This window comes from Oscillospiraceae bacterium, from assembly GCA_025757685.1.
Classification (GTDB): domain Bacteria; phylum Bacillota; class Clostridia; order Oscillospirales; family Acutalibacteraceae; genus CAG-217.
Window position 1 is genome coordinate 154,406 of the sequence record CP107220.1, and the last position, 25,506, is coordinate 179,911.

Genomic DNA, 25,506 nt, shown 5'->3' on the forward strand with positions numbered 1-25,506 from the left:
TGCCGCCCTCTCGTTGATTTGCCGTACCATTTTACACGATTATGCGTCCGTTTGCAAGAGGGCTTCTTCTACAGCCCGGCGCACGGTGCCCGGTAGGCGGGTGCGCTTTAGCGCCCGGCGCAGTTCCTCTTTGGTTTTGGCGATTTTGAACAAACGGTAGCACTCGGTTTTGTGCGCATTGCTGCCCTGCCAGCGGCAAAAGATGTTCAGCACCCGATCCTTGAACGATGCCGCCTTGCGGTAGGTAGCCCCTTGCAGGTGCAGTTGTGTCCCCACAGTAGGGTCATAGTCGGTAAGAATTACGGTAGCTTCGCCTGCGGCATTTTGGGTCACTTCCGCTTCTGCGCAGGAGAGGACGGACGGCTCCAGATCCTTGAATACCAAGGTTAGCTGTCGCTTTTTCGGCAGCACGGTGCAGTCGCCGGCGGTGGGCGCCACAGTCACCGTCAGTGTACTGCCTTGCAGCTGCTGGGTGATTTGGGTCTCGGCCTTGTGGGTGTCAAAATCCGTTTGGCCGTTGTCCTCATATAAGGTAAAGTCGCCGTCCCCGGCATAGAGCCACAGGGTCAGCGCCGCCGGGTTGCCGCAGGCGTTGCCCGGGTCGTCGCTTAGCGGTAAGATTGCTCCGGCCTTGGCCAGCACCGGCATTTCCGTCAATTCTCGGTGAAGGGTCAGGCACAGGGGACCGGTGTAGACCGCCCCGGTGAACAGATCCGTCCACCGTCCCGGCGGGATCCAGGCGTCCACAGCGCCCATACCCAACTGCTTTTTTTGCGGAGAGGTGATGGGGTACACCAACAGCTGGCTGCCAAACAGGTAGCCGTTGCAATAGGCTTTGTCGTAGGCTTCCTCCGCCTCCGGGTAGGCATAGTACAGTGGCTCACACAGGGCCAGTCCCTCCCGATGGGTGCGAGCGTCCATTGTGTAGAGGTAGGGAATGAGCCGATGGCGCAGGCGCAGCCAGTCCTTGGCAGCGGCGCACACATCCGGCCGATAGCGCCAAGGCTCTTTGCCCATCAGGTCGTTGGAGGTGGAGTGCAGCCGCAGAATGGGGCTGAATACCCCCAGTTGCAGCCAGCGCAGGTACAGCTCTTCGTTGCGCTCGCCCAAGTGATGGCCGCCGATGTCGTGGCTCCACCAGGTGTAGCCCACATTGGCTGCCGTAGCTGTAAAGTAGGGCTGAAAGTGCAGCACCCGCCAGTTTTGGGCGGTGTCGCCGGAAAAGCCCAGGGGATAGCGGTGGGCGCCGGGGCCGCTGTAGCGGGACAGGATCAGCGGCAGCCTGCCGTTCTCTGCGTTGTCCAAATAATGGTAGTGGTTCAGTGCCACCAGCGGGTCCAGCCCGGGCACATCGCTTTTTTTGCCCTGTTGCCAGTCCAACCACCAAAAGTCCACGCCCTCTTTTTCATAGGGCTTGTGGAGCACATCAAAGTAGGCGTTCCAAAAGGTATCGTTGCCGCACCGGAACGGAATATCCTGCTTGGTTTTTGGATCCAGCCCCATCGCCTTAGCCATGGCCGGGTACGGATCCTCAAAGGCGCGCACCCCGTCCGCCGGGTGCAGGTTGACGGTGGTGTGCAGCCCCATTTGGTGCAGATCCTGCAAAAAGGCCTTGTAGTCCGGGAACAGTTCCGTATTCCAGGAATAGCCTGTCCAGCCGTCTTTGCCCTTATAGTGGGTGCCAAAGCGTTTGTTGGGGTCCGTCCAGTGCCAGTCCATATCCACGGTGGCTACCGTCAGCGGCACATTTTCCGCCGCAAAGCGCTTGATTAGCCCTAAGTATTCCTCCTGGGTGTAGGCGTGGTAGCGGCTCCACCACACGCCCAGGGCAAACCGGGGGATTAGGGGCACTGATCCGCTGATTTTATAAAAATCCTGTACCGCCGCCCGGTAGTCGTGGTCGTAGGCAAACACATACACATCTTTGCCCTTTCTCTTGCGGGGGCAGAAACGGCCGTCCGCATCCAGCAAAAAGCTGCGGCTGTCGTCTAAGAGGCTCACCCCGTCCCGGGACACCAGGCCGTCCTGCAAAGGTACCGGCCCAAAGGTAGCGTCCAGGGTGCGGCAGGTGCCGTGCAGGTTGCCGAAGTTCAGGCAGTCCGCCGTTTTGCCGTTTGAAAAAGTTACCGTCTGCGGCGTGCCGGTGCGGGCGTGGACGGTGAGGGTGATCTCCGGTGTGGTTAGGGTGATCGTTCCGCGGTGCAGTGTCGCCTTGCACGGTGGCACATCAAAGGCTCGGAACCACACGGCAGTGCTGGCACGGTCTTCAAATGCGCCGTCGGGGCAGTGCTCCACCCGGATCAGTCGCGGGGTCAGTACCGTCAGCCGGCAGTGACCGAAAATAAAAATCTGCTTCTCTTTGGCCGTACCCGCTGTGTGGGCACGCAGTGCTTCTTTTAACATAAAAAATCCCCCTGTCTTTCAAGCCTATTGTACCATATTCAGCGTCTAAAGCAATACCCGATTGTCCCCGGTTGACTTGCCGGGAAAAAACAGGTACAATGAGAGGGAGAAAAAGCCAAAACCGTACAAGGGGGAACAGTATGGGATTTTTGGAAGATACGCTGGGGGACAGCCCCATTGTGGCAGCTGTAAAGGACGAGCCGGGGTTGGAGCGGTGTCTGAACAGTCCGTGCCGGGTGGTATTTGTGCTGTTTGGAGATTTGAATTCCGTGCCGCGGATTGTGGCCGAGCTGAAGACGGCTGGCAAAACGGTATTTGTGCACGCAGACCTGATCGAAGGTCTGTCTGCTCGAGAGGCAGCAGTGGATTATCTGATTCACGCAGCCCGGCCGGATGGGATTATTTCTACCCGGCTGCCGCTGTTGCGCTTTGCCAAGGCCAAGGGACTGCGCACCATTTTGCGCTTTTTTCTGATTGATTCCATTGCGATGGAAAATATAGCCAAAATGAAGAACGAGCGCTGTGTGGATTTGATCGAAGTGCTGCCCGGGCTTATGCCAAAGGTGATTCATCGGGTGGCTGCCACCTGTGGCAAGCCCATTATCGCCGGGGGATTGGTGACGGAAAAGGCCGATGTGGTCAACGCCCTGGAGGCGGGCGCACTGGCAGTGTCCTCCACCAATCCGGGAGTTTGGCAGATGTAAGATAATGCACAGATGTTCATTATCTTTTTTGCGTATTGCCAGCGGCAGTTCTTTGTGTTATACTAAAATTACTTTAAGTGCATAACAGCCGAGAGATTTGAGCAACGGTAAAAGCACGGAGCAGAGCGCTCCGTCTTTTTTCGTTGCTTATTTTTTTGCCTGTTTTGCAAGAATAAGGGGGATATACAAATGTATGATGTAGCGATCATCGGCGGCGGTATTGCCGGGTGTGCCTGTGCTTATCGGCTGGCGCGCTGCCGGGTGCGGGTCATTCTGTTGGAGAAGGAGAACGACATCTGTATGGGTGCCACCCGCGCCAACAGTGCCATTATGCACGCTGGGTACGATCCGCACCCGGGCACGCTGATGGCCAAGCTGAATGTAAAAGGCAATGCCATGAGCCGGGAGATTTGCAAAAAGCTCCATGTGTCTTGGAAAGACACCGGCTCCCTGGTGGTAGCCTTAAACGATGAAGACATGGATACCTTGCAGGACCTGCTGGAGCGGGGGCGCGAGAACGGTGTGCCGGGGCTGGAGCTTTGGGACGCTGCGCAGGTGCGAGCCAAGGAGCCCAATGTAACGGAGACGGCCAAGGGTGCTTTGTGGGCGCCTACGGCAGCCATTGTTAATCCTTGGGAGTTTGGTTTGGCTATGGCCGAGGTGGCGGTGCAAAACGGTTGTGAACTGCGCCGTCGGTTCCCGGTGGAGAAGATTGAAAAGACAGCGGAGGGCTATGCCCTGTCCGACGGCAAAGACACGGTGGAGGCACGGTATGTGATCAACGCTGCCGGCGTGTACGCCGATCGGGTGAACAACCTGGTGGCGGCGCCGTCCTTTACCGTAGAGCCTACGGTAGGCGAGTATTACCTGCTGGATAAGTGCGAGGGCAACCGGGTGTCTACGGTGATTTTTCAGTGCCCGGGCAAAGAGGGCAAGGGCGTGCTGGTGGCGCCTACGGTGCACGGCAATTTGATCGTAGGGCCAAATGCGGTGGTGCGCCGGGATCCGGACGATACATCTGACACCGCAGCGGGCCTGGCTGAGGTGCGCCAAAAGGCGGTGCGCACGGTGCCCGGCGTGGATTTTCGCCAGAATATCCGCAACTTTGCCGGTATGCGGGCCAATTCTACCGTGGATGATTTTATTATTGATTTTGCGGCGGCGCATTTCCTGAATGTGGCGGGCATTCGCTCTCCCGGGCTGACTTCTGCGCCGGCCATTGCCGATTATGCGGCGGCGCTGCTGGCCGCAGACGGACTGGATCTGACGGAGAAAGACAGCTACATAGACAGCCGGGAGAAAGTGCATTTCAACCGGTTGAGCGCTGCGGAACGCAAGGCGCTGATTGAGAAAAACCCTGCTTACGGGCGGGTGATCTGCCGATGTGAGACGGTGACGGAGGGCGAGATTTTAGACGCCATTCATTCGCCTATTCCGCCGGTATCCGTAGACGGCATTAAGCGCCGTGCCGGCGCCGGTATGGGGCGCTGCCAGGGCGGCTTTTGCGGGCCGCGGGTGGTAGACCTGCTGGCGCGGGAGCTGGGTGTGTCGCCGTTGACGATTTTGCAGGATCGGGACGGCAGCGAAATTCTTACTGCCTATACAAAAGGGGAGGTGCGTGCGTAATGTATGATCTGATCGTAATTGGCGGCGGACCTGCCGGTTTGGCAGCTGCCTATGCAGCCTGGAACAAAGGGCTGAAACACATTGCCATCTTAGAGCGGGACAAAGAGCTGGGCGGTATTCTCAACCAGTGTATCCATAACGGCTTTGGCCTGCATTACTTCAAAGAGCAGCTTACCGGTCCGGAGTACGCCTCTCGCTTTGCCGCCATGGTGGCGGACACCGGCGTGGAGGTATTCCTGGACACCATGGTGCTCCAGGTGACCCCGGAGAAGCAGGTGCACGCGGTAAGCAAGAAAGAGGGCTACCGGGTGCTGGAGGCCAAGAGCATTGTGTTGGCCATGGGGTGCAGAGAGCGCACCCGCGGCGCCATTTCCATTCCCGGCACGCGCCCGGCCGGTGTGCTCACTGCCGGTGCTGCCCAGCGGTATGTGAATATGGAGGGCTACATGGTGGGCAAGCGTGTGGTCATTCTCGGCTCCGGTGACATTGGGCTGATTATGGCTCGGCGTATGACCCTGGAGGGCGCCAAGGTGCTGGCCTGCGTAGAGGTAATGCCTTATTCCGGCGGATTGCAGCGCAACATTGTGCAGTGCCTGGAGGATTTTGATATTCCGCTGTATCTGTCCCACACCATTACGGACATTCGGGGCAAAGCCCGGGTGGAGCAGGTGGTCGTGTCCCAGGTGGACGACCGGCGCCGTCCCATTCCCGGTACGGAGATGACCTTTGACTGCGACACGGTGCTGTTGTCCGTGGGGCTGATCCCGGAGAATGAATTGACCCGGGACGCCGGAATCGTTATGGATCCACGCACCAACGGCGCGTTGGTGTATGAGAACCGGGAGACCTCGGTGCCCGGCATTTTTGCCTGCGGCAATGCGCTGCATGTGCATGATTTGGTAGACTTTGTGACCGCAGAGAGTATGGCTGCCGGCGCGGCGGCTGCGGATTATGTGCAGACCGGCGAGCTGGATCGGGAGCGCACAGTGCAGGTGACCACCAATGCCCATATCGGCTATACGGTGCCCCAGCGTTTCCGTGCAGACAGTGACGGTGTGGAGTTCTACTTCCGGGTGCGGCGCGTGTTTAAGGAGAGCCGCATTCAGGTGACCTGCGGCGATCAGGTCATTGCGTCCTTTAAGCGGGAGCATATGGCTCCCGGCGAGATGGAGACCATTAAGATTCCTAAGGCGCTGCTGGCACGGATGGACGGCGACACCTTGCATATTGCAGCAGAGGAGGTACAGGCATGAAGGATTTGATTTGCATTATGTGCCCCAAGGGCTGCCACTTAAAGGTAGATGAGGAGCACGGTTATACGGTGACCGGCAATCGCTGTCCTCGGGGTGCGGAGTACGGTCACAATGAGCTGAAGAACCCCACCCGGGTAATCACCTCCACCGTGCGGCTGCGCAGCAAAAGCGCTTGCCGCCTGCCGGTAAAGACGGACGGCCAGATCCCCAAGTATATGATGGAGGAGGCCATGCGGCTTCTGGACAAAGTGGAGGTCACGGCGCCGGTGCATGTGGGCGATGTGGTGGTAGACAATATCTTCCGCACCGGGGTGCACTTTGTGGCCACCAAAACGGTAGAAGAATAAGCGTATTCCCTTGGCCCGCTTGCTCCGGTAAGCGGGCTGTTTTGATAGACAGGCGCTGCCGGGTGCCGTGTAAATTTCCAAAGTTGAAAACCCTGTCGTTTTTTGGTAAAATAGGGACAGAAGCAGGTGTGCCGCTTGTGGCTGCCGGCGGATAAGGGGGATTTTTTATGAAGTTGAAAACAGTGGCATTAGGCGCCGCCGCAGCGGGCTTGGTTGCGGCAGAAGCGGTCAATCTGTATAAGCAGGTGATGGGTCGCGGGGATCGCCCCAAGCGCCCCATGACCCGCCTGATGGAGATGAAGGACAAGGACGATTACGCTATGGCGGACGCCTGGCGCCAAAAGTACACCGATTGGGTCAACACCCAGCCGGTGGAGAACTGCACCATCACCTCTGACCGGGGTGACCTGCTGCGGGGGTATTATCTGCCGCCGAAGGGTGACTCCAAGGTGATTGTGTTCGGCTCCCACGGGTTCCATGCGGACCACACGGTGGACCCGCATACTTTTATTAAGCACTACCACGACCTGGGCTACGGTTTCTTTTGCTGCGACCATGTGGGCGCCGGTGCCTCCGGTGGCGAGTATGTGGGCTTTGATTACTATGAGAGCCAAGATATGCTCCGCTGGATCGAGTACCTGACTGCCCGCTTTGGGCAGGATATTACCGTGATACTCCACGGGGTGTCTATGGGCGCTGCTACCGTGTTGCAGCTGGCAGGCAGCCGCTGCCCGGATTGTGTCAAGCTGATTATCTCCGACTGCGCCTATACCAGTGCCAAGGACGAGTTTTCCTATGTGGCTCGGAATGCCGGGCTGCGCCACCCCCAGCCGGTGCTGTGGCTGTTAAATGAGATGAACAAGCGCCTGGCCGGGTTCGATTTGGAAAAGACAGATGTGCGCCAAAGCGTGCGAGAGGCCAAGGTGCCCATTCTCTTTATCCACGGTGCGCTGGACGACTTTGTGCCCCCGGAGATGGTGTACGAACTCTATAACCTGTGTCCGGCGGATAAAAAGGAACTGAAAATTTTTGACAACGCCAAGCACGCCCAAAGCTGCCTGCTCAATGAGGAAGAATATCATCGGACCGTGGATGATTTTATCCGCCGACGGTTGCCCGCTACGATATAAAATAATATTCCGGGAGGAAATGCTGTGTCTGTAAAAAAAATAACCGTTACCGCGTTGGAGACGGCGCTGAAGGACATTATGCGCCAAACGCCCTTTGAGAAGATCACCGTGTCCGATATTACGAACCGGTGCCAGCTCAATCGTCAAACCTTTTATTATCATTTTGCAGACAAGTACGCCCTGCTGGGTCAGATTTATAAACAGGAGATTTTTGATCCCTTTACCGACGGTCTGACCTTTGAAAACTGGAATACCCATTTGTTGCAAATGTTTGAGACGATGGCGGCGGACGCGGCGCTTTATAAGAATGCGGTGCTCCACGCAGACGATGAGTTTCGTCGATTCTTGTTTCAGAGTGCAGCGACGCTGTTTCGGGACGCAGCTGCTAAGTTGAACTTGCGCTCCGGTTTGCAGGTCAGTGAGGAGGAGCAACACTTTATTGCGGACTTTTTTGCCTACGGCATTACAGGCACGGTGCTGGATTGGGTGCGCGGCGGAATGCGCAAGACCCCGGACCAGTTGGCGGCGCAGCTGCGTCACTTGGCTGCCGATTGCCAAAAGGTGGCGGTAGAGCGGGCCAGCGGTACGCTGTAACAATCGCATAAAATAGAAAGGACCCCGGCGGTGCAGTACCGTCGGGGCTTTGTTTATGCCGTAAAAAAAGGAGCCTGCAATTGCTTACAGGCTCCTTGAAAGGGGTTTTAGGATTTATTTATTCAGCACAGATTCCGGGCCGTTTGCCATCATCTCTTTGATTTTATGACGATCACGGTAGGCACTCAGCAGGGTGGTTGCCAGGGTGAATACCACCATAATGGCCACCAGGATCAGTACATCCTTGGTAACGCTGCCGTTCCATGTGCCGGCCAGTGCTTCCTTAAACAGGCGCACGGAGTAGGTCATGGGCATGAACGGATACAGCTTCTGGAAGAAGGTGGGGCAGGTCTCGATGGGGAAGGTGCCTGCGCAGGAGGTCAGCTGCAAGATCAGCAGCAGCAGCGCAACGAACTTGCCTGCGTCGCCCAAGTGTACCAGGCAGAACTGAATGATCGAGATAAAGGTTAGCGATACCAAACAGCAAGACAGGTACAGCATACCTAAGTTGGCGACTTTAATGCCAAGCACGTGGTGGATTACGAATGCCAGCAGCACCGCCTGGAGCAGACCCAGCAGCATGAACACGAATGCACGCAGTACCACATGGTCGCTGTCTTTAGACAGAATACGAATTTTCTTTTGATAATCCAGGTAGATACCGAAGAAGATCATCAAACCGCCGACCCACATAGACAGACTCATAAAGTAGGGGGCGAATGCGGATCCGTAGTTGTCTACCGGCTGCACATGCTGGGTGTCGGTGGATACCGGCTCCTCACTGTAATCGGCCAAGCCGTCCAGGGCCTTCAGCTGGTTGTTGGTGGTGGTCAGGTTTTCCTCCACACCGTCCTTGGCGGTGTCTGTGCCGGCCTTTAATGCGGCGGCACCGGTGTTCAGCTTGGCAGCACCGTTTTCCAGTTGAGAGGCACCGCCGTTCAGCTGGTTGATCCCGCTTTGCAGCTGGGAGGCACCGTCTTGAATGGTCGTCGTCTTGGTGTTGATTTGGTCAGAACCGTCTGCCAGCTGGGCAGTGGCGGCTTTCAGTGCCTTTACGCCTGCCAGCAGATCGCCCGCGCCGCTGTCCAGTGCGGTTACGCCCTTGGCCAGGGTGCCGGAGGAGGACTGCAGTGTGTCGGTGCCGTCTGCCAACTGGCTTGCGCCGGTGGCTACGGCGGCTGCGCCTGCGTTCAGCGCATCATTGTTCTTTTCCAGGGTTTGCAGACCCTTTTGCAGTTTTGCAGTGCCGGTGTTTAGAGCCACAGCACCGTCGTCTAACATTTTGACACCGGCCTGTACCTGGCCGATACCCGCTTGCAGTTTGGCCATACTCTTGGCAGAGTCGGTCTCCAGCAGCTGCAAGCCCTGCTTCATGGTGGCCAAACCGGTATTGATCTGGCTCTTGCCCTGCTTCAGTTTGGCAAGCTTCTCTCGATTTTCTGCGGTGTTGCACTGTTGCAGATACTGACCCACCTGCTGCTGCACAGCGGCGTTGCTAATGTAGGGATAAGCCCCGGTGAGCAGCTTTACGCTGGTCTCAAAGTTGGTGATCAGGCTGTCTACACCGGTGGTGTAGACGCTCAGCTGGGTGGTCATCTGGTCCACGCCAGTCTCCAGCTTCTTCTCTGCTGCAGCCAGGTCGGTGGCGCCGTCTGCGGACTGGGTCTTCAGGTCGACCAAGCCGCTTTCCAGACCGGTAATGCCGGACTGGAGCTTGGCGATACCGTCCATCACATCGTCGCTGCCGGCAGAGGCGTTAGCCACGCCGCCGGTATATGCTTTCAGGTTGGTGCGCAGGGCAGCGGAACCGTCTGCCAACGCGGAGGCACCGTCGTTCAGCTTCTTTACGCCGCTTTTCAGGGCGGGTACATTGTTGTTTAGCTGCTGGGTGCCGGCTTTCAAGGTGGCAGCGCCCTTTTGCAGCTTGGCGGCGCCGGTGTCTACCTGGGTGGCGCCGTCTGCCAGCTTGGCGGTACCGGCCTTAAATACAGACAGGCCGCTGACCAGGTCTTTGCTGCCCTTTGCCAGCTTTTCCGTGCCTACATTCAGGCTGATGGTGGCGGTGGACAGCTGCTGGGTGCCGTCTTTTACGGAACCGGCGCCGTCAGACAGCTGCTGTAAGCCGTCTTTCAGGATCTCCAGCGCGTCCGGCACGGAGTAAAGCTTATCTGTCAGGGTGGCGGTGATTTCCTTGTTTACCGCACCGTTGACGGTTTCTTTAATGGTGGGCATCATGCCGCTTTCCAAAATCTGGGAGGCTAAGTAGTTGCGCTTTTGGTTGGCAACATATTGGATTTGGGCGTGTTGCTTCTTGGTATTCTTGGAGGCCGTAGAGATGGAATCGGTCAAGTCTGCCGGAATCAGAACCTCGGCGTAATACTTGTCGTTCATCAGACCGTCTTTTGCGTCTGCCTCACTGACAAAGTGGAAGTCCAGCGAGCCGTCTTCCTCTAAATTATCACAAATTTCTTTACCTACATTGCGGTCTTTACCGTTGATTTTGGCGCCTTGGTCCAGGTTGACCACCGCCACAGATACATCTTGCAAGCGGGAATACGGATCCCAGAACGCGCTCAGATAGAAGTAACTGTACATCAGCGGAATGATCAGCACGCCGATAATTACGGCGGCCTTGATGATGGTCTTTGCCATCGGCTTTTTTTGCTTCGTAGCCACAACTAAAACTCCTTTTCTAAAAATTCTACACATAGTATATGACCGCGATAACGATTTGTAATTAGTTATTTATAACGAAATGTCTGAAAATTTGACAAATGCCGTAAAATGTATAAAAACTATAAAAAACGCAAAAAACGGACAGCTGCCACGACTGTGCGTTTCTTATATAAATATATATACCATATTATTCCGGGAAGTGCACGGTAATGGTTGTGCCTTGCCCCTCCACGCTGTCCAGCTCCACCGGCGCGTCGTGCACCTGGGCAATATGCTTGACGATGGCCAGCCCCAGCCCGGTGCCGCCGGTCTCTTTGCTGCGGCTTTTGTCCACTCGAAAGAAGCGTTCAAAGATACGCTCCCGGTACTTCTCCGGTATGCCGATGCCGGTGTCGGCCACCTGTAAGGCGGTGCCGCCTTGCTCCGGGTGCAGGGTTACCGTAACACTGCCTTGGGGCTTGTTGTAGCGAATGGCGTTGTCGCACAGGTTGTAGAGCAGTTCCTCCAGCAGGCTTTTGTTGCCCTTAATGTAAATGGGCGCTTCCGGGGCCGCCAGGCGCAGGTCTACCGTTCGGCTTTGGGCATTGATTTGCAGGGACTGCACGCAGTCCGACGCCAATTCCGTTAAATTCACTTCTTCAAAGAGGATCTCGCCGTCGTTCTCCTCCAGCTGGGACAGTTGAATAATATCCTCTGCCAAAGACACCAGCCGCAGCGCCTGCTTGCGAATGGTGTGGGCAAAGGGCTTTATGTCCTCCGGCCGAGCCATTCCGTTTTCGATCAGTTCAGCATAACCGGCAATGGAGGTCAGTGGGGTTTTCAGTTCGTGGGACACATTGGCGGTAAATTGCTTTTTTTGTTTTTCCAGCTGGCGCTTTTTTTCATTATTGGCCCGGATCTTCTCCACAAAGGGGCGCAGCTCTTTTTCGGTTTGTACCCGGTCAATATGGTCGATGTGTTCGCCCAACTGTTCCAGCGGTTGAATAATTGCGCCGGTGATGGCGTAGCTGACCGGCACAGAAGCCCCCAGCACCGCCGCTAAAATGCCCAGTACATAGGGCAGTTCCTTGCGGATGATGGCGCCGGTCAAGGCTCCGGTGTTGTCGTGGGCCACTGTCAGCGCCAGGGTGATGAGCACCACGGTGGCGATCACTGCCAGAGCGGTAAAGCAAAATACACGGAAAAAGACTTTCTTACGCATGATCAGTCACCGATCTTGTAGCCCACATTGCGAATGGTTTTAATGGCGTCCCCGGCGGTGCCCAGCTTTTTGCGCAGGGACTGGATATGTACATCCACCGTGCGGTTGCCGTGTTCGAAATCGTAGCCCCAAATTTTTTCCATCAGGGAGTCCCTGGTGAGCACAATGCCCCGGTTCTTCATCAGGTACTTGAGAATTTCGTATTCTTTATAGGTCAGCTCCACTTCGTTGCCGTCTACCTGCACGGTGTGTCGGCTCACGTCTATGCGAATGGTGCCGTAGTTCAGATCCTCTTTCTTCACCCGGTCGATGCGGCGCAGCAGCGCCTTTACCCGAGAGATCAGCTCCATCACCCCAAAGGGCTTGGTTATATAGTCGTCGGCGCCGGAGTCCAGCCCCTTAACTGCGTCGATCTCGCCGGTTTTGGCAGTAACCAGGATCACCGGCAGTTTGCTGTAAGCGGGGGTGGAGCGAATGGTCTCCAGCACTTTCAGTCCGTCTGTGCCCGGCAGCATAATGTCCAGCAGGATCAGATCCGGCAGGTGGCTCTCCATTTGGGCGAAGAAATCCCGGCTGTTCTCAAATCCCAGCGTTTCAAATCCGGCGCTCTTTAGCGCATAGCTTTCCAGCTCTCGAATACTGGCATCGTCCTCTACAATATAGATCTTTTGGCTCACACCGTCACCTCCTACTCCTTTTAGCATAGCAAAAATTCGCCGTTAGTGCAATGCGTATTTGCGCAAATAATCCTCAAAGCTTTTCATAAACCGGGCGTTCTCTTGGCTCTTTACGCTCTTTAAGTAGCGATGGGTCTGGTAGCTGCCCTGGCTCAGCTCAATAATGCACACAGCCAGATTGGAGCAGTGGTCCGCAATGCGCTCAAAGCTGTTGATGATGTCAAAGAACAGCATACCGGTCTCAATGGTGCATTCCCCGGCCTGCAAGCGCTTGGTGTGGCGGGCGCGCAGCTCTGCCTTTAAGTTGTCAATCACCTGCTCCAGCGGCTCAATGGTTTGGGCGGCAGCCACATCGTTCTCAATAAAGGCGTTGGTGGCCTTGGTGATGATCTCCTGCACGGCGCTGCTCATCACTTCCAGCTCCTTGGAGGCTTCCTTGGAGAAGTGGATCTTGTCCTCGTGCATGGTGCGCTTGGTTTTTAGAATATTCACTGCGTAGTCGCCGATTCGTTCAAAGTTGCCGATGGCGTGGGACAGCTTGCTCACCTGCATACTGTTCTCCAGACTCAGCTGCATACTGCTGATCTTGACCAGGTAGGTCTCCAGTTCGTCCTCAAAGGCATCCAGCGCCTTTTCATTTTGGTGAATCGCCTCGCTGTCTTTCTTATTGTAGACCCGGATGAAGCCCAGGGACAGCAAGGTGTTTTTCTGGGCCAGGCGGGCCATATCGTTGGTGCGCTCCCGGCACTTCTCAATGGCAAAGGACGGGGACATCAAAAAGCGCTCCTCTACCAGTGCGTCGTTGTCTGCGGCAGCGGGCTGCGTCTTGTCTGCCTTGTCCCGCACGATCAGGCAGGACAGCTTTTCCAGCTGCTTGCCAAAGGGGAACAGCAGCACAGTGCAAAATACATTGAATGCGGTGTGAATGGCGGCAATGTCTGCGCCGTTCACCGCTTTGTCCAAAAAGGCAAAGTGGAAGATGGCATTGGCACCGTAGAACAGCGCCATACCGCACACCACGCCGATGATGTTAAAGGTTAGGTGAATAACAGCGGTACGCTTGGCGTTTTTGTTGGTGCCGATACTGGAGATCAGCGCCGTGATGCAGGTACCAATATTCTGCCCCAAAATAATGGGAAATGCGGCGCCCACGGAGATGGCACCGGTGGCGGACAGTGCTTGCAGAATACCCACGGAAGCGGAAGAACTTTGAATGATGGCGGTGAGGATCATACCCACCAGCACGCCCAGAATGGGATTAGAGAACATGGTGAACACGCCGGTAAAGGCCGGATCGCTCTCCAGCGGTGCCACAGCTCCGCTCATAGCCTCCATGCCGAACATCAGGGTAGAGAAGCCCAGGAGAATGGAACCCAGTTCCTTCTTCTTCTCGCTTTTGCAGAACATATAGAGTACAATGCCGATCAGCGCCAATATCGGGGAGAAGGTGCTGGGTTTCAGCATGGTCAAGAATACATTGCTGCTCTCAATGCCGGTGAGCGACAGCAGCCAGGAGGTGATACAGGTGCCGATATTGGCGCCCATAATAATGCCCACCACTTGGTTCAGTGCCATAATGCCGGAATTTACAAAGCCCACGGCCATCACGGTCACGGCGCTGGAGGACTGGATCACGGCGGTCACGCCGGCGCCCAGCAGCACGCCCTTAATGCGGTTGTTGGTCATCTTTTCCAGCACGGACTCGAATTTGCCGCCGCCCATTTTTTCCAGGCCGCTGCCCATCACATTCATGCCAAAGAGAAAGAGTGCCAGACCGCCGATCAGGCTTAAGAAGTTGAAAATTGTCATCGGATATACCCCGCTGTTTTCTGTTTTGTCTTGTTTTTTATTTCGTTCCCACTTAGCATATAGGAAGTCTGTTAAGTTTGAATTCGGCCAATGTTAAATTTGGGTTAAATGTTCTGCGACAAAAGACCGGATATTTTGTCGGAAAGTGCGCGAATTTGGCTGTAAACGGTGGTTGACGATTGGCGATGAGTATGGTATAGTCATAGTGTACTACTATGTATAGTACAGAGAACGAGAAAAAGGAGCGTGCACGGTTGTTTCATATAGATAATCGCAGTCGGGTGCCCATTCACCAGCAGCTGCAAGCGCAGATCGTGCGGTATGTGTCCCTGGGGCTGTTGCTGCCGGACCAGCAGCTGCCGTCGGTGCGTGCCATGGCACAGCAACTGGGCATTAACCCCAACACGGTACAAAAGGCCTATGCCGCTCTGGAGATGAACGGCGTGCTTTATACAGTAGCCGGGCGGGGTGCCTTTATTTCGCCGGAGAAGGATCAGCTGTCCCAGTTTAAGAAGCTGGCGGCAGATCGTTTTGCCGCAGCGGTACAGGCAGCGGCAGACGCCGGCCTGACCCGGCAGGAGCTGGAGCAGATTGTAGAAGAACAGATGGAGAGGAGGGACCGAGATGATTGAAATTCAAGATGTGAGCAAGCAGTTTGACTGCGTTACCGCCTTGCGCCACTTGACGCTGAAGGTGCAGGACGGCTCCGTTTTTGGGCTGGTAGGTTCTAACGGCGCCGGTAAGTCCACGCTGCTGCGCATTTTGGCCGGTGTGTATCGGCCGGACAGCGGGCGGGTGCTCATTAACGGCCAGGCGCCTTTTGAGAATGAGCAGGTCAAGCGCAGCACTGTGTTTATCTCGGACTATCCGTATTTAGCTCCCACCGCCACCGTGCGGCGGCTGGCACGGCTGTACCGCAGCGTGTATCCCGGGTGGAGCGAGGACTACTTTGCCCGGATGGAAAAGCTGTTCCCCATTTCCTTTGACGCTCGGCTGGGCAAGATGAGTAAGGGTATGCAGCGCCAGGCTGCGATTCTGCTGGGGTTGTCCACCCAGCCTCGCTGTATCTTGTTTGACGAGATTTTTGACGGTCTGGACCCGGTGGTGCGGGAACTGGTAAAGAAGCTGCTGGTGGACTTTGTGGCAGAGAACGGCGCGTCTGTGATGATCGCCAGTCACAATTTGCGAGAGCTGGAGGATGTGTGCGACCATGTGGGGCTGCTCCATCGGGGCGGTGCCTTGTGCGAGGACGACCTGGATCGGCTGAAGCTGGGGATCACCCGCGTGCAGTTTGCATTGGCGGATCCGGCGGATTTTGAAACGGTGCGCGCCGGGCTGAATTTGCTCAAATGCAGCCAGCAGGGCAAGCTGTTTGAGATGACGGTGCGGGGCACGGAGACAGAGACTTTGGCGCTGGTACAGCGGCTGCATCCGCTGTTTTGCGAGACCCTGCCGATTACTCTGGAAGAATTATTTATCAGCGAAATGGAGGTGGCCGGTTATGACATCAACAAGGTCATCTAAGTGGGTGCTGTTTTCCGCTTTGCAGCGGGAGGGGCGCCGTATGTCTGTTTGGCTGGCATTGTTTCCGTTTTTAGGCTTCTTGTACGCTCTGTGCCACGGCCTTTTGCAGGCACTTATGAATCAGGATACCGACATTGTCGCCGCGCAGGATCAGACGGTGCGCATTTTTGGCAGTATAGCGCTGTTTTTGTCCGCCGCCACAATCATGGCGGGGGCGTTCTTTGCTATATCCGCTTTTCGCTTTCTGTACAGTCGGCGGCAAAGCGATTTCTATTTATCCCTGCCGGTGACTCGGCGCACTTTTTACTTTGTCAAGTGGGTGATGGGGGAACTGGTACTTTTGCTGGCCTTTTGCGGCGCCGGGATCGGATGCTGGTTGTTGCCGCAGCTGATTCCTCGCAAGTGGCATGTTCAACTGGATGCCGGTTACGGCCTGCGGCTGCTGGCAGTTGCCTTTGCAGCGGCGGCGGCCTTCTACTGTATTTGTTTGCTATGCGCCGTTACGGCAGGCAAGGTGTGGCAATACTGGACCCTGCTTATCGGTATCGGTGGCTGTTTGCCCCTGGGACTGATTTCTTATGCAGAGTTGTTTCCCGCTTTCCTGTCCGGGCTGAACCAGCAGCCGGTACGGATCGTGGCACTGGTCAGCCCTATCGCGTATGTGCCCTTTGGGGTGCAGGGAGTGTTTGGTTTTCGCTATTTGCTGCTGGCGGCTTTGCTGGTGGGGGCAGTCAGCTTCTTTGCCGGACTGTTCTTTTATCGGCGGCGCTCCGGCGAGTGCGCGGAGCAGACCCTGTCCACACCGGTGGTCTATGTGCTGGCCACCACCGGGGCGGCGCTGAGCCTGGTGTGTTTGCCTATGCTGCTAACCTTGCAGGCGAATCAGTATGGCGTGTATGCGCTGCTGTGTGGTGCCGGTGTGGGCGTGATGACCCTGGTGTGTACCATGGTGTACACCCGCAAGGTCGTTAATCCCACTGCCGCGGTGCTGTGCAGTACCTTAGTGGTGGTGACCGTTGGCACCGTGTGCCTTTTAGGCGTGCAGGGCAGCGACTACCGCAACAAGGTGCCGGCAGCAGAGGATGTGGCGCAGGTGACGGTGCAGCCTATGGTGGAGGACCCGCTGGTGGATCTGCCGGATTATATGTTGGAGCCGGGTACGCACTTGGTTTCTACCGATACGACAGAGTCGCAAGAGCTGGAATCCAGCTATACTTTTACGGACCCGGCGTCCGTGGCTGCCATTGTGCAGCTGCATCGGGATTGCATTACCGCAGCAGAGACTGAGGTACTGGGCGGCAGCGGCTTTAAGTCCAGTTTCCGATATAAATTAAAGAACGGCAAGGTTCTGACCCGGATCTATACCGCTTACGGGGATAAAGGCGCCAATGTGATCCGCTCCACCAAGGAATATAAGCAGCAACAGCCCTTTGTGAAGAACAGCGCCAAGGAGAACCTGCTGCTGGTGTCCTTAATCAGCACGGAGCGGGACGATTTGTACTGGAACCAGACCATGGAGGACAATCGGGGCGAGGTGCAGGTGGATCAGACCGCCTACTACGCTGCCATTCGAGCGGATTTTATGGAGCTGACCCGGACGGACTGGACCTATATGAATATGCAAGACGCGTCCTGGAGCACCGTGTCTTTTGCCATTTACCAGGTGCGCCCGGGCACGGACAGCAAGACCCGCCGCCAACTGCAAAAGATGGACCCGGAGGCCTTGCGTACCTATTATAACCGCTTTTACAGCACCCATACAGACAGCGATCCGCCGTGCCCGGTGGTGCGCTCGGTGGTGTATCTGCCTAATCAGTCCGGCGGGGCGAATCGCACCTTAAAGCTGCTGCAAAAAGACGGCTTTATCTATGGGGCGCAGACCACGCTGCCGTCTGCCGATCAGGTGGAGACTATGCTGGTATCGCCGATTTGTACGGTGACAGCTGATTATACCGAAGGGGACGGCTGCCTGCTGGGCGAGCCGGACAGTGAGGACGGCTATTACCTGACCCGCCCGGAGAGCCTGTTGGGCGGCCAGGTGGTGCGCAAGAATTTTGCGTCCCTTTATACCGATCCGTTCCGTACGGTAACGGACCGCAAAGCCATTGCCCGCACGCTTGCCGGTGTACAGCCGGGCGCTGACCAAATGGAACGGCTGAAGAAAGCAAAGCAGGGTTATGCCGTTAGCTTGATCACCAAGGACGGCAAGGCCACCAAGATGTATTTTGTGCCTACTGCCTATGGGTATGCGCAGGGGAAGCCTACAACGGACGCTGCAAGCGATCTGGCCTATGCGCTGGGATAATCCGTGCTTATAAAGCAAAGAGGAAAGGACCGTATCTCTTAGATACGGTCCTTTTTGCATTCTATGTATATCAGGTCAGGCCAAGGCGATCATTAAAGTGCCTGCCACCACCAGTGCCAGCGCCAATAGGCTGCGGCGGGTCTGCTTCTCTTTTAAGAAGATGGCGGACAGTGCCACGGCAAAGAGCATGGAGCACTTGTCGATGGGCACCACCACGCTGGCGCGGCCGGTTTGCAGCGCCCGGTAGTAGCACAACCAGCTGGCGCCGGTGGTGATCCCGGACAGCACCAGAAGCACGGCGTCCCGGCGGGTCATCTTTTTCCAGTCGCCGCCCTCTTTCTTGCCCAGCACAATGGCCCAGGCAAAGACCAGCACCACCACGGTGCGCAGGGCGGTGGCCAGGGTGGAGTCCATATCCTGCACGCCCACCTTGCCCAGTATGGACTGCAGCGCGGCAAAGACGGCGCTGCCCGCGGCGTAAAACAGCCAGCCTCTTTCGCCCTTTTTGGCGTCGCCCTTTTCCAGCATTAGGGCTGTGCCGGCGATCATCACGGCGATCCCCAGCCCGGTGAGCCAACGAAACGGCTCGCGGAAGAAGATCAGCGCCAGCAGAATGGTCAGAAAAGTGGAGGATTTGTCCACCGCCACCACCTTGCTCAGGTTGCCGATGGATAGGGCCTTAAAGTAGCACAGCCAGGACAGTCCGGTGGCGGCGCCGGACAGGGCCAGGAACACCAGTGCCCGTGGGGTAATGGTGGAGACGGCGTATTGGCACCCTACCACAAAGACCATCAGCCAGGAGAAGATCAGCACCACGCCGGTGCGAAAGGCAGTGGCAAAGTCCGAGGACACGGATTTGATCCCCGCCTTGGCCAGTACAGAGGTAGCGCCGGCAAAAAAAGCGCTGCCTACGGCAAATAAGATCCACATAAAGGGGCCCCTCTTTCCATCAAAAAAGCCCCGCCGCCCGGTAAAGTACCGTAGCGCCGGGGCGTGCTTTTTGTTAAGATACAAAGGCGTAAATGCCAACGCCCAGCCCGCTGCAAGCCATCAGCAGAGCCAGAATAATGGCGGTCACCTTGACCCATTTTTGCTGCATATTCTCTCTACTTCCTTTCTGTTACGCCATCCAGGCGGCGCTTTCGTCTATGAGCTGCTGCCCCATTTTCTGGGCAACGGCTTTGTCTGCGGCTACGGCGGTCACATAGGTTTTGATCTTCGGCTCCGTGCCGGAGGGGCGCACGATCAGCTTGCAGCCGTTCTCCGCCTTGTATTCCAGCACATTGGATTTGGGCAGGTCAATGGAGGTGGACTCGCCGTTAACCAAGTCGGTGGATAGGGAGCTTTGGTAGTCGCTGTGTTCCACCACCGGGCTGTCGCCCAGAGATTTTGGCGGATTTTGGCGCAGGTGGTTCATGATCCCGGCCATCTTTTCCATACCGGCTTCGCCCTCAAAGGTGTAGCTGACCACTGCGTTGTCATAGTAGCCGTAGTCGGCGTAAATTTTGTCCATCACATCGCCCAAACTCAGCCCTTGCAGCTTGTAGTAGGCGGCCATTTCGCAAATGAGCATACTGGCCACCACGGCGTCCTTATCCCGGGCATGGGTGCCGGCCAGATAACCGTAGCTTTCCTCAAAGCCCATCACAAAGTCGTCTGCACGGCCCTGGGACTCCAGCTGCGTTACCACCTCGCCGATGTACTTAAATCCGGTGAGCAGATTCTTAAAGGTGCAGCCGTAGCGGGCAGCAATGGCCTGGGCCAGATCGGTGGATACAAAGGACTTCACCGCCACGCTGTTTTGGCTCAGGGTGCCTTTTTGCTTTCGCATTTCCAGCAGGTAATTCAGCAGCATAGCGCCTACTTCGTTGCCGCTCATCAGCCGTACTTTGCCCCCTTGCATCACCGCAATGCCTACCCGGTCGCAGTCCGGATCGGTTGCCAGCAGCAGATCAGCGTGGATATTTTCGTTCATTTTCAGTGCCAGTTCAAAGGCCTGCTTGATCTCCGGGTTCGGGTAGGGGCAGGTGGGGAAGTTGCCGTCCGGCAACTCCTGCTCTGGCACCACATACACATGGGGCACGCCGATCCGGTCAAGGATCGCCCGTACCGGCTTATTGCCGGTGCCGTTTAGGGGGGTGTAGATCACTTTCAGGTCTGCCTTTTGGCACACGCCCCGGTTCATACACTGGGTCTCTACCGCGTCCAAAAAGGCGGTCATCATCTTTTCGCCAATGTATTCCACGGTGCCGTCTGCCACAGCGGCGTCAAAGTTCGCTTTCTTAATGCCGGTGAAGTAGTCCACCTTTTCAATATAATGGTAAGTCTCCGCCGCTTCGTCGTCGGTCATTTGGTAGCCGTTTTTGTTGTAGCACTTGTAGCCGTTATACTTGGCCGGGTTGTGGGAGGCGGTGAGGATAATGCCGCTCTGGGCGCCCAGCTGCCGCACCGCAAAGGACAGGCAGGGGGTGGGCTCCAACTCTTTATAAAGATATACCTTAATGCCGTTGCCTGCCAGCACAGCAGCCGCCTCTTTGGAGAACAGGTCGCTCTTGATCCGGGAGTCATAGCCGATGGCCACGGACGGGTGGTCGTATTTGGCGTTCAGATAATCGGCCAGCCCTTGGGTGGCACGGCCTACGGTGTACACATTCATACGGTTTGTACCGGCGCCGATCACGCCTCGCAGCCCGGCGGTGCCGAACTCCAGTGAGCGGTAGAACCGATCGCGAATTTCCTCATCCTGTCCGGCGATGGCTTGCAGCTCTGCCTGCAGGTCCGGATCAGCGGTGGCCTTTTCCAGCCACTGGGTATAGAGTTCTGTGGTATTCATACTGTCACCTTTGCCTTTCTTTGACGATGGGTCTGTCTCTTTCTGCTCCTCATCACGCTATTATTTTAATCCCAATTTGCACCGGTGTCAATAAGCATTGTCAAACGGCTGTCGGTCGTGTATAATAAAAGCAGAAAATCAGGAGAAGAGGTCGTTATTATGTATGCTAAGGTGGAGAGCTTGGGTCTGAACGGGCTGGACGCTTTTTCCGTTACGGTAGAGGCGGATATCAGCACCGGTCTGCCCCGGTTTGACATTGTGGGTCTGCCGGATATGGCGGTGCGAGAGAGTCGGGAGCGGGTGCGGGCGACCATTAAGAACGGGGGCTACCAGTTCCCGGTGTCCCGTATGACGGTAAATATTGCCCCGGCAGATGTAAAAAAAGAGGGCGCCGTTTACGACCTGCCGGTGTTTGTGGCACTGATGAAAGCCAGCGGCCAAATTCACGGCAGCACCGACGGCTGTGCCTTTTTAGGCGAGCTGTCTCTGGACGGCGAAATCCGGCCCTGCACCGGAGTGCTGCCCATGGTGCTGTGCGCCCGGGAAAAAGGGCTGCACGCGGTGTTTGTTCCCGCTGCCAACCGGGACGAGGGCAGCATAGTGGAGGGCATAGATGTGTTGCCGGTGGCCCATGTGCGCCAGGTGCTGGATCACTTGCAGGGCAAGGCACCGGTAGAGCCTTGCTACCGGGCATTTTCCCCGGAGGAGGACACGCTGGAGTACCTGGACTTTGCAGATGTAAAGGGGCAGCAGAACGCCAAGCGGGCGCTGGAGATCGCAGCTGCCGGGGGACACAATTGCCTGATGATCGGCCCGCCGGGCACCGGCAAGTCTATGCTGGCCAAGCGGCTGCCGTCTATTTTGCCGGAAATGACCTTTGAGGAGCAGATCGAGACCACCAAGATTTATTCCATTGCCGGGGCACTGCCCAGCGGCACTCGGCTGATCAGCCACCGACCTTTTCGCAGTCCCCACCACACGGTATCGCCCCAGGGGCTTACCGGCGGCGGTGCGGTGCCCAAGCCCGGCGAGATTAGCCTGGCCCATAACGGAGTGCTGTTTATGGACGAGTTCCCGGAGTTTGACCGGCGTACGAAGGAGTCTCTGCGCCAGCCCTTGGAGGACGGTGTGATCACCATTTCCCGCGCCGGGGGCAGCCTAACCTATCCCTCTAATATTATGGTGGTGGCGGCGATGAACCCTTGCCCCTGCGGATTTTTGGGTCATCCCACCAAGGCCTGCACTTGCAGCCAGGCGGCGGTGAACCGCTACCGGGACAAGGTCAGCGGTCCCATTTTGGATCGGATTGACCTGCATGTGGAGGTGCAGAGCGTGGACTATGCCCAGTTGGCAGATACCACCCGGGGCGAACCAAGCAGCGCCATTCGGCAGCGGGTGAACCGGGCACGCCAAATGCAGGCGCGGCGCTTTGCGGGCACCGGCATTACCTGCAATGCCAAAATGCCGCCCCAAATGACCAAGGACTGTTGCCGCCTGACGGAGGATGCCTCCGCCCTGCTGCAAATCAGCTTTGATAAATTAGGGTTGTCTGCCCGGGCGTATGACAAAATCCTGCGCATTGCCCGCACCATTGCGGACCTGGAGCAGACAGAGGAAATTAACGGCGCCCACATCTCGGAGGCGCTGCAATACCGGGCGCTGGACCGGAAATACTGGAACCGATAAGAAAGGAGCGACTGGGATGGACGCAAGAATAGAAGAAACCATCAAAAACTTAAAAAGACGGGGCTTTGAGCCGTATTATTTGGAGAGCCGGGCACAGGTGCTGCCCCTGGTGCAAAAGCTGGTGCCTGCGGGCAGCAGCGTGTCCCACGGCGGATCGGAGACCTTAAAGGAAGTGGGCGTGATCGACCTGCTCTCCGGTGGGGATTATCAATATATCAACCGGGCCGGACTGGAGGGCGAGGCGCTGCGCCAATGCTACCAGGATGCCTTTGGCTGTGACGCCTATTTCACTTCTTCCAACGCCATTACTACCGACGGGGTGCTTTATAATGTGGACGGCAACTCCAACCGGGTGGCCTGCATTGTGTTTGGTCCCCGCCAGGTGATTATGATCGTGGGGCGCAACAAGATCGTAGATACCTTTGACCAGGCGGTGGAGCGGGTAAAGCGCATTGCTGCTCCCCGCAACACCCAGCGGCTCCATTGCAAGACCCCTTGCGCCGCTACCGGCCATTGCATCAGTTTGGATCAGGAAGACCCCGCCCTGTGCGACGGCTGCTTTAGCCCCCAGCGGGTGTGCTGCAACTATGTGACCACCGCCTTTGACCGCCATATCGGCCGCATTAAGGTGCTGATCGTGGACGAGGAACTGGGTTATTAAAACAATGTACATACAAAAAGGGCCGTATCCCTTGTGGATACGGTCCTTTCTTTGTCTATGTACGATTATTTGCCTTCCGCGCGGCTCATAGCCAGCTGGAAGTCTTTCTGATGGGTGAAGATCTCGTGACGATAGGGGTTGGTCTTGGTCTCCTTGGCTTTCTTCATAATGAAACCGAATACCACCACATTGACTGCCAGCGCCAGTATAGAGATTACGCCCTGCGCTGTGGGGTTGGCAGCGGTGGGGTGCACCGCCGGGTTCATAAACCCGTCCGCATACACACTGGTGATCACGGCGAACTTGCCTTGATCCTGGAACAGCGGGAACACCTGGGCAAACATACACCAAATGGCCAGCGTGTAGGCACGGTTCTGGATCCAGCCGCCCTTGTTCCACAGTGCGTTGGCAAAGGTGGGCGCCAGCAGCAGAGCCAGGCCGCAGTACCAGGAGTGGGTGGGCAGGTTGTTGTAGGTGTACTCAAAGTTCCAAATATCGTAGGCCAGAATGTAGCACCAAGTCATATCCGGCCACAGCATATCTTGGTGGTTCTTAGAGGAGTAAATACCCCACCAGCCGGTCATACACAGAATGTTGATGATACCGGCCAGGCCGTTGAGGATATTCCACCAGCCGCCGAACAGCCACACATTTTCGCTGGAGAGCCACCAACCACCGGCAGCACCGCCGGCGCTGATGCCCTTAATGGCAGACTCAAAGTCGCTGGCCACAGCGATCAGAATGTTAATGGCCACAATTACAAAGGGGAACACCTTGAACCATTGGGTCTTGCCGATGCTCCACTTGTACTTAAGCATCATAAAGCCAATGCACCCTGCGGTGGCAGCATACAGCTTGGCATAATGGAACCAGCTGTTCATGTGGACCACCGTATCGTTATTAACCGCCCAGTCAACGCCCTTTGCGGCCGCCACATTGATGACGATAAAGTACACGCTCAGTGCAGCCGGAAGCACCAGGAAAAAGAAAATGCCGCCTGCCTTGGAGCGGCGGGCGATCTCGTTAGCCAGCACCAACCCGGTGAAGACCAATGCCCAGCCCAGCAGCTGCCACAGCGCAGTATCGCCGTAGATTTGGAATAACATAGTTATCTCCTCCAAAAAATAAATCATCTTGCGCCGCAGCGCAACCCTTCCGTGGGCGATTTTCCGCCCGCTTCAATGTTCAGTTTAGTCCTGTTTTTATAGATTGTCAATCTTTTAACAAGCCCGGCTGCACATTTCTACATATTGGCAAAAACCGGGGCGGTTTTTTGTTGAAATTGAGTAGCAAAGATGATACAATGTCACTGGTATTACCAAGAACCACAGGAGGGGAACCTATGGAATTTGAAAAGCTGCAAACCGCCAGTTTGAAGGAATTGTTTATTTCGTCTGTGGAGGACAAGATTTTGTCCGGCGAGCTGCCCATCGGCGCGCAGCTGCCCACGGAGCGGGAGTTGGCGGAGATGATGGATGTAAGCCGGGGTGTAGTGAATAGCGGCATTGCGGAGATGGCGCACAAAGGCTTCTTAGAGGTGCGACCCCGGGTGGGCACCTTTGTGGCAGATTATCGCCGGGTGGGCAAGTCGGATATTTTTCTGTCCATTATGCACTATAACGGTGGTGTTCTTCCGGAGCAGGAAATTCGCTCCCTGCTGGAGTTTAAGATCCTGATTGACTGTTTTTCCGTGCGCAAGCTCACTGCCCGCGCCATTACGGAGACAGAGGTGCAAAAGCTGGAGGATTTTGTGGATCAAATGGCCGAGACGGATGACCCGCAGCGGGTGTCAGAGCTGGCTTATGCGTATAATCAGGAACTGAGCTTCCTTAGCGGCAACACCTTTGCGCCGCTGATCTATAATTCTTTTAAGACCGCCAATGTGCAGTTGGGCGCTCGATATGTGCAGCGTTATGGCAAGGCGTCCCTGTACCATTACCTGCAGCAACTGCTGGTGCAGCTGCTCAACGGCGATACCGCCCGGGCGGTGGCGCTGGTGGAGACGCACTTAACGGATATGATGACCGGCGAGCACCAGATTTACGAATAAGCATACACCAATACAGACGCAAAAAAC

20 protein-coding genes are annotated in these 25,506 nt (G+C 56.3%); 12 read left to right on the forward strand and 8 right to left on the reverse strand.

Features of this window, described 5'->3' with window-relative positions; translation table 11 throughout:
- Positions 1–39: 39 nt before the first annotated feature.
- Positions 40–2,403 (reverse strand): glycoside hydrolase family 31 protein, encoded by a 2,364-nt coding sequence (locus OGM59_00735; protein UYI91023.1) that lies wholly within the window; start codon positions 2,401–2,403, stop codon positions 40–42.
- 140 nt (positions 2,404–2,543) lie between these two features.
- Between OGM59_00735 and OGM59_00740 the strand changes: the two genes are divergently transcribed.
- From OGM59_00740 to OGM59_00765, 6 genes are all read left to right on the forward strand, one after another.
- The gene (locus OGM59_00740) at positions 2,544–3,107 is read left to right on the forward strand and encodes a glycerol-3-phosphate responsive antiterminator (GenBank protein ID UYI91024.1); all 564 of its coding nucleotides are present in this window, start codon (positions 2,544–2,546) and stop codon (positions 3,105–3,107) included.
- A 189-nt stretch (positions 3,108–3,296) separates the two neighbouring features.
- Positions 3,297–4,733, forward strand: a complete 1,437-nt coding sequence (locus OGM59_00745) for an NAD(P)/FAD-dependent oxidoreductase (GenBank protein UYI91025.1) — start codon at positions 3,297–3,299, stop codon at positions 4,731–4,733.
- Positions 4,733–5,986: an FAD-dependent oxidoreductase gene (locus tag OGM59_00750; protein UYI91026.1), complete on the forward strand. Its 1,254-nt coding sequence runs from the start codon at positions 4,733–4,735 to the stop codon at positions 5,984–5,986. The genes OGM59_00745 and OGM59_00750 overlap by 1 nt, the downstream gene beginning before the upstream one ends.
- Positions 5,983–6,333, forward strand: coding sequence for a DUF1667 domain-containing protein (locus OGM59_00755; protein ID UYI91027.1), 351 nt, complete (start codon positions 5,983–5,985; stop codon positions 6,331–6,333). Before OGM59_00750 ends, OGM59_00755 begins: the two co-directional genes overlap by 4 nt.
- A 167-nt stretch (positions 6,334–6,500) precedes the next feature.
- Positions 6,501–7,463 (forward strand): lysophospholipase, encoded by a 963-nt coding sequence (locus OGM59_00760; protein UYI91028.1) that lies wholly within the window; start codon positions 6,501–6,503, stop codon positions 7,461–7,463.
- Positions 7,464–7,487: 24 nt separating this feature from the next.
- Positions 7,488–8,057 carry a TetR/AcrR family transcriptional regulator C-terminal domain-containing protein gene (locus OGM59_00765; GenBank protein ID UYI91029.1) on the forward strand — a complete coding sequence of 190 codons (570 nt, stop codon included), beginning with the start codon at positions 7,488–7,490 and terminating at the stop codon, positions 8,055–8,057.
- Between the two features lie 114 nt (positions 8,058–8,171).
- Here the strand turns inward: OGM59_00765 and OGM59_00770 are convergent, their stop codons facing one another.
- From OGM59_00770 to OGM59_00785, 4 genes are all read right to left on the reverse strand, one after another.
- The gene (locus tag OGM59_00770; protein ID UYI91030.1) at positions 8,172–10,733 is read right to left on the reverse strand and encodes a YhgE/Pip domain-containing protein; all 2,562 of its coding nucleotides are present in this window, start codon (positions 10,731–10,733) and stop codon (positions 8,172–8,174) included.
- A 187-nt stretch (positions 10,734–10,920) separates the two neighbouring features.
- Positions 10,921–11,934: an ATP-binding protein gene (locus OGM59_00775; protein ID UYI91031.1), complete on the reverse strand. Its 1,014-nt coding sequence runs from the start codon at positions 11,932–11,934 to the stop codon at positions 10,921–10,923.
- Between the two features lie 2 nt (positions 11,935–11,936).
- Complete coding sequence (locus OGM59_00780) at positions 11,937–12,611, reverse strand: response regulator transcription factor (protein UYI91032.1); 675 nt, start codon at positions 12,609–12,611, stop codon at positions 11,937–11,939.
- Positions 12,612–12,653: 42 nt separating this feature from the next.
- Entirely contained in the window at positions 12,654–14,420 is a 1,767-nt protein-coding gene (locus OGM59_00785) for a Na/Pi cotransporter family protein (protein ID UYI91033.1), read from the reverse strand.
- 215 nt (positions 14,421–14,635) lie between these two features.
- Here OGM59_00785 and OGM59_00790 point away from each other — a divergent pair, with 215 nt between their 5' ends.
- From OGM59_00790 to OGM59_00800, 3 genes are read left to right on the forward strand one after another with little or no spacing between them, the layout of a single operon-like run.
- Positions 14,636–15,052 (forward strand): GntR family transcriptional regulator, encoded by a 417-nt coding sequence (locus OGM59_00790; protein UYI91034.1) that lies wholly within the window; start codon positions 14,636–14,638, stop codon positions 15,050–15,052.
- Entirely contained in the window at positions 15,045–15,944 is a 900-nt protein-coding gene (locus tag OGM59_00795; protein UYI91035.1) for an ABC transporter ATP-binding protein, read from the forward strand. The genes OGM59_00790 and OGM59_00795 overlap by 8 nt, the downstream gene beginning before the upstream one ends.
- Positions 15,922–18,249, forward strand: coding sequence for a hypothetical protein (locus tag OGM59_00800; GenBank protein UYI91036.1), 2,328 nt, complete (start codon positions 15,922–15,924; stop codon positions 18,247–18,249). Before OGM59_00795 ends, OGM59_00800 begins: the two co-directional genes overlap by 23 nt.
- A gap of 75 nt (positions 18,250–18,324) precedes the next feature.
- On the opposite strand, the gene OGM59_00805 is transcribed toward OGM59_00800, so the two are convergent.
- Together OGM59_00805 and OGM59_00810 are read right to left on the reverse strand one after the other, a co-directional pair.
- Positions 18,325–19,179 carry an EamA family transporter gene (locus OGM59_00805; protein ID UYI91037.1) on the reverse strand — a complete coding sequence of 285 codons (855 nt, stop codon included), beginning with the start codon at positions 19,177–19,179 and terminating at the stop codon, positions 18,325–18,327.
- 190 nt (positions 19,180–19,369) lie between these two features.
- On the reverse strand, positions 19,370–21,082 hold the full coding sequence (locus OGM59_00810) for a phospho-sugar mutase (protein ID UYI91038.1): 1,713 nt from the start codon (positions 21,080–21,082) through the stop codon (positions 19,370–19,372).
- A gap of 159 nt (positions 21,083–21,241) precedes the next feature.
- Between OGM59_00810 and OGM59_00815 the strand changes: the two genes are divergently transcribed.
- Both OGM59_00815 and OGM59_00820 read left to right on the forward strand, forming a co-directional pair.
- On the forward strand, positions 21,242–22,768 hold the full coding sequence (locus OGM59_00815) for a YifB family Mg chelatase-like AAA ATPase (protein UYI91039.1): 1,527 nt from the start codon (positions 21,242–21,244) through the stop codon (positions 22,766–22,768).
- A gap of 16 nt (positions 22,769–22,784) precedes the next feature.
- Positions 22,785–23,429, forward strand: a complete 645-nt coding sequence (locus OGM59_00820; protein UYI91040.1) for a lactate utilization protein — start codon at positions 22,785–22,787, stop codon at positions 23,427–23,429.
- A gap of 65 nt (positions 23,430–23,494) precedes the next feature.
- On the opposite strand, the gene OGM59_00825 is transcribed toward OGM59_00820, so the two are convergent.
- Positions 23,495–24,535: a DUF5692 family protein gene (locus OGM59_00825; GenBank protein ID UYI91041.1), complete on the reverse strand. Its 1,041-nt coding sequence runs from the start codon at positions 24,533–24,535 to the stop codon at positions 23,495–23,497.
- A 236-nt stretch (positions 24,536–24,771) separates the two neighbouring features.
- Here OGM59_00825 and OGM59_00830 point away from each other — a divergent pair, with 236 nt between their 5' ends.
- Positions 24,772–25,479, forward strand: a complete 708-nt coding sequence (locus tag OGM59_00830) for a GntR family transcriptional regulator (protein ID UYI91042.1) — start codon at positions 24,772–24,774, stop codon at positions 25,477–25,479.
- Positions 25,480–25,506 lie beyond the last annotated feature (27 nt).

Bases quoted from the DNA above. Each gene is read 5' to 3' on its own strand.
- OGM59_00755 (UYI91027.1), top strand. From the start codon at position 5,983: ATGAAGGATTTGATTTGCATTATGTGCCCCAAGGGCTGCCACTTAAAG.
- OGM59_00805 (UYI91037.1), bottom strand. From the start codon at position 19,179: ATGTGGATCTTATTTGCCGTAGGCAGCGCTTTTTTTGCCGGCGCTACC.
- OGM59_00760 (UYI91028.1), top strand. From the start codon at position 6,501: ATGAAGTTGAAAACAGTGGCATTAGGCGCCGCCGCAGCGGGCTTGGTT.
- OGM59_00820 (UYI91040.1), top strand. From the start codon at position 22,785: ATGGACGCAAGAATAGAAGAAACCATCAAAAACTTAAAAAGACGGGGC.
- OGM59_00830 (UYI91042.1), top strand. From the start codon at position 24,772: ATGGAATTTGAAAAGCTGCAAACCGCCAGTTTGAAGGAATTGTTTATT.
- OGM59_00790 (UYI91034.1), top strand. From the start codon at position 14,636: ATGTATAGTACAGAGAACGAGAAAAAGGAGCGTGCACGGTTGTTTCAT.
- OGM59_00750 (UYI91026.1), top strand. From the start codon at position 4,733: ATGTATGATCTGATCGTAATTGGCGGCGGACCTGCCGGTTTGGCAGCT.
- OGM59_00785 (UYI91033.1), bottom strand. From the start codon at position 14,420: ATGACAATTTTCAACTTCTTAAGCCTGATCGGCGGTCTGGCACTCTTT.
- OGM59_00735 (UYI91023.1), bottom strand. From the start codon at position 2,403: ATGTTAAAAGAAGCACTGCGTGCCCACACAGCGGGTACGGCCAAAGAG.
- OGM59_00825 (UYI91041.1), bottom strand. From the start codon at position 24,535: ATGTTATTCCAAATCTACGGCGATACTGCGCTGTGGCAGCTGCTGGGC.
- OGM59_00745 (UYI91025.1), top strand. From the start codon at position 3,297: ATGTATGATGTAGCGATCATCGGCGGCGGTATTGCCGGGTGTGCCTGT.
- OGM59_00810 (UYI91038.1), bottom strand. From the start codon at position 21,082: ATGAATACCACAGAACTCTATACCCAGTGGCTGGAAAAGGCCACCGCT.
- OGM59_00815 (UYI91039.1), top strand. From the start codon at position 21,242: ATGTATGCTAAGGTGGAGAGCTTGGGTCTGAACGGGCTGGACGCTTTT.
- OGM59_00795 (UYI91035.1), top strand. From the start codon at position 15,045: ATGATTGAAATTCAAGATGTGAGCAAGCAGTTTGACTGCGTTACCGCC.
- OGM59_00740 (UYI91024.1), top strand. From the start codon at position 2,544: ATGGGATTTTTGGAAGATACGCTGGGGGACAGCCCCATTGTGGCAGCT.
- OGM59_00775 (UYI91031.1), bottom strand. From the start codon at position 11,934: ATGCGTAAGAAAGTCTTTTTCCGTGTATTTTGCTTTACCGCTCTGGCA.
- OGM59_00800 (UYI91036.1), top strand. From the start codon at position 15,922: ATGACATCAACAAGGTCATCTAAGTGGGTGCTGTTTTCCGCTTTGCAG.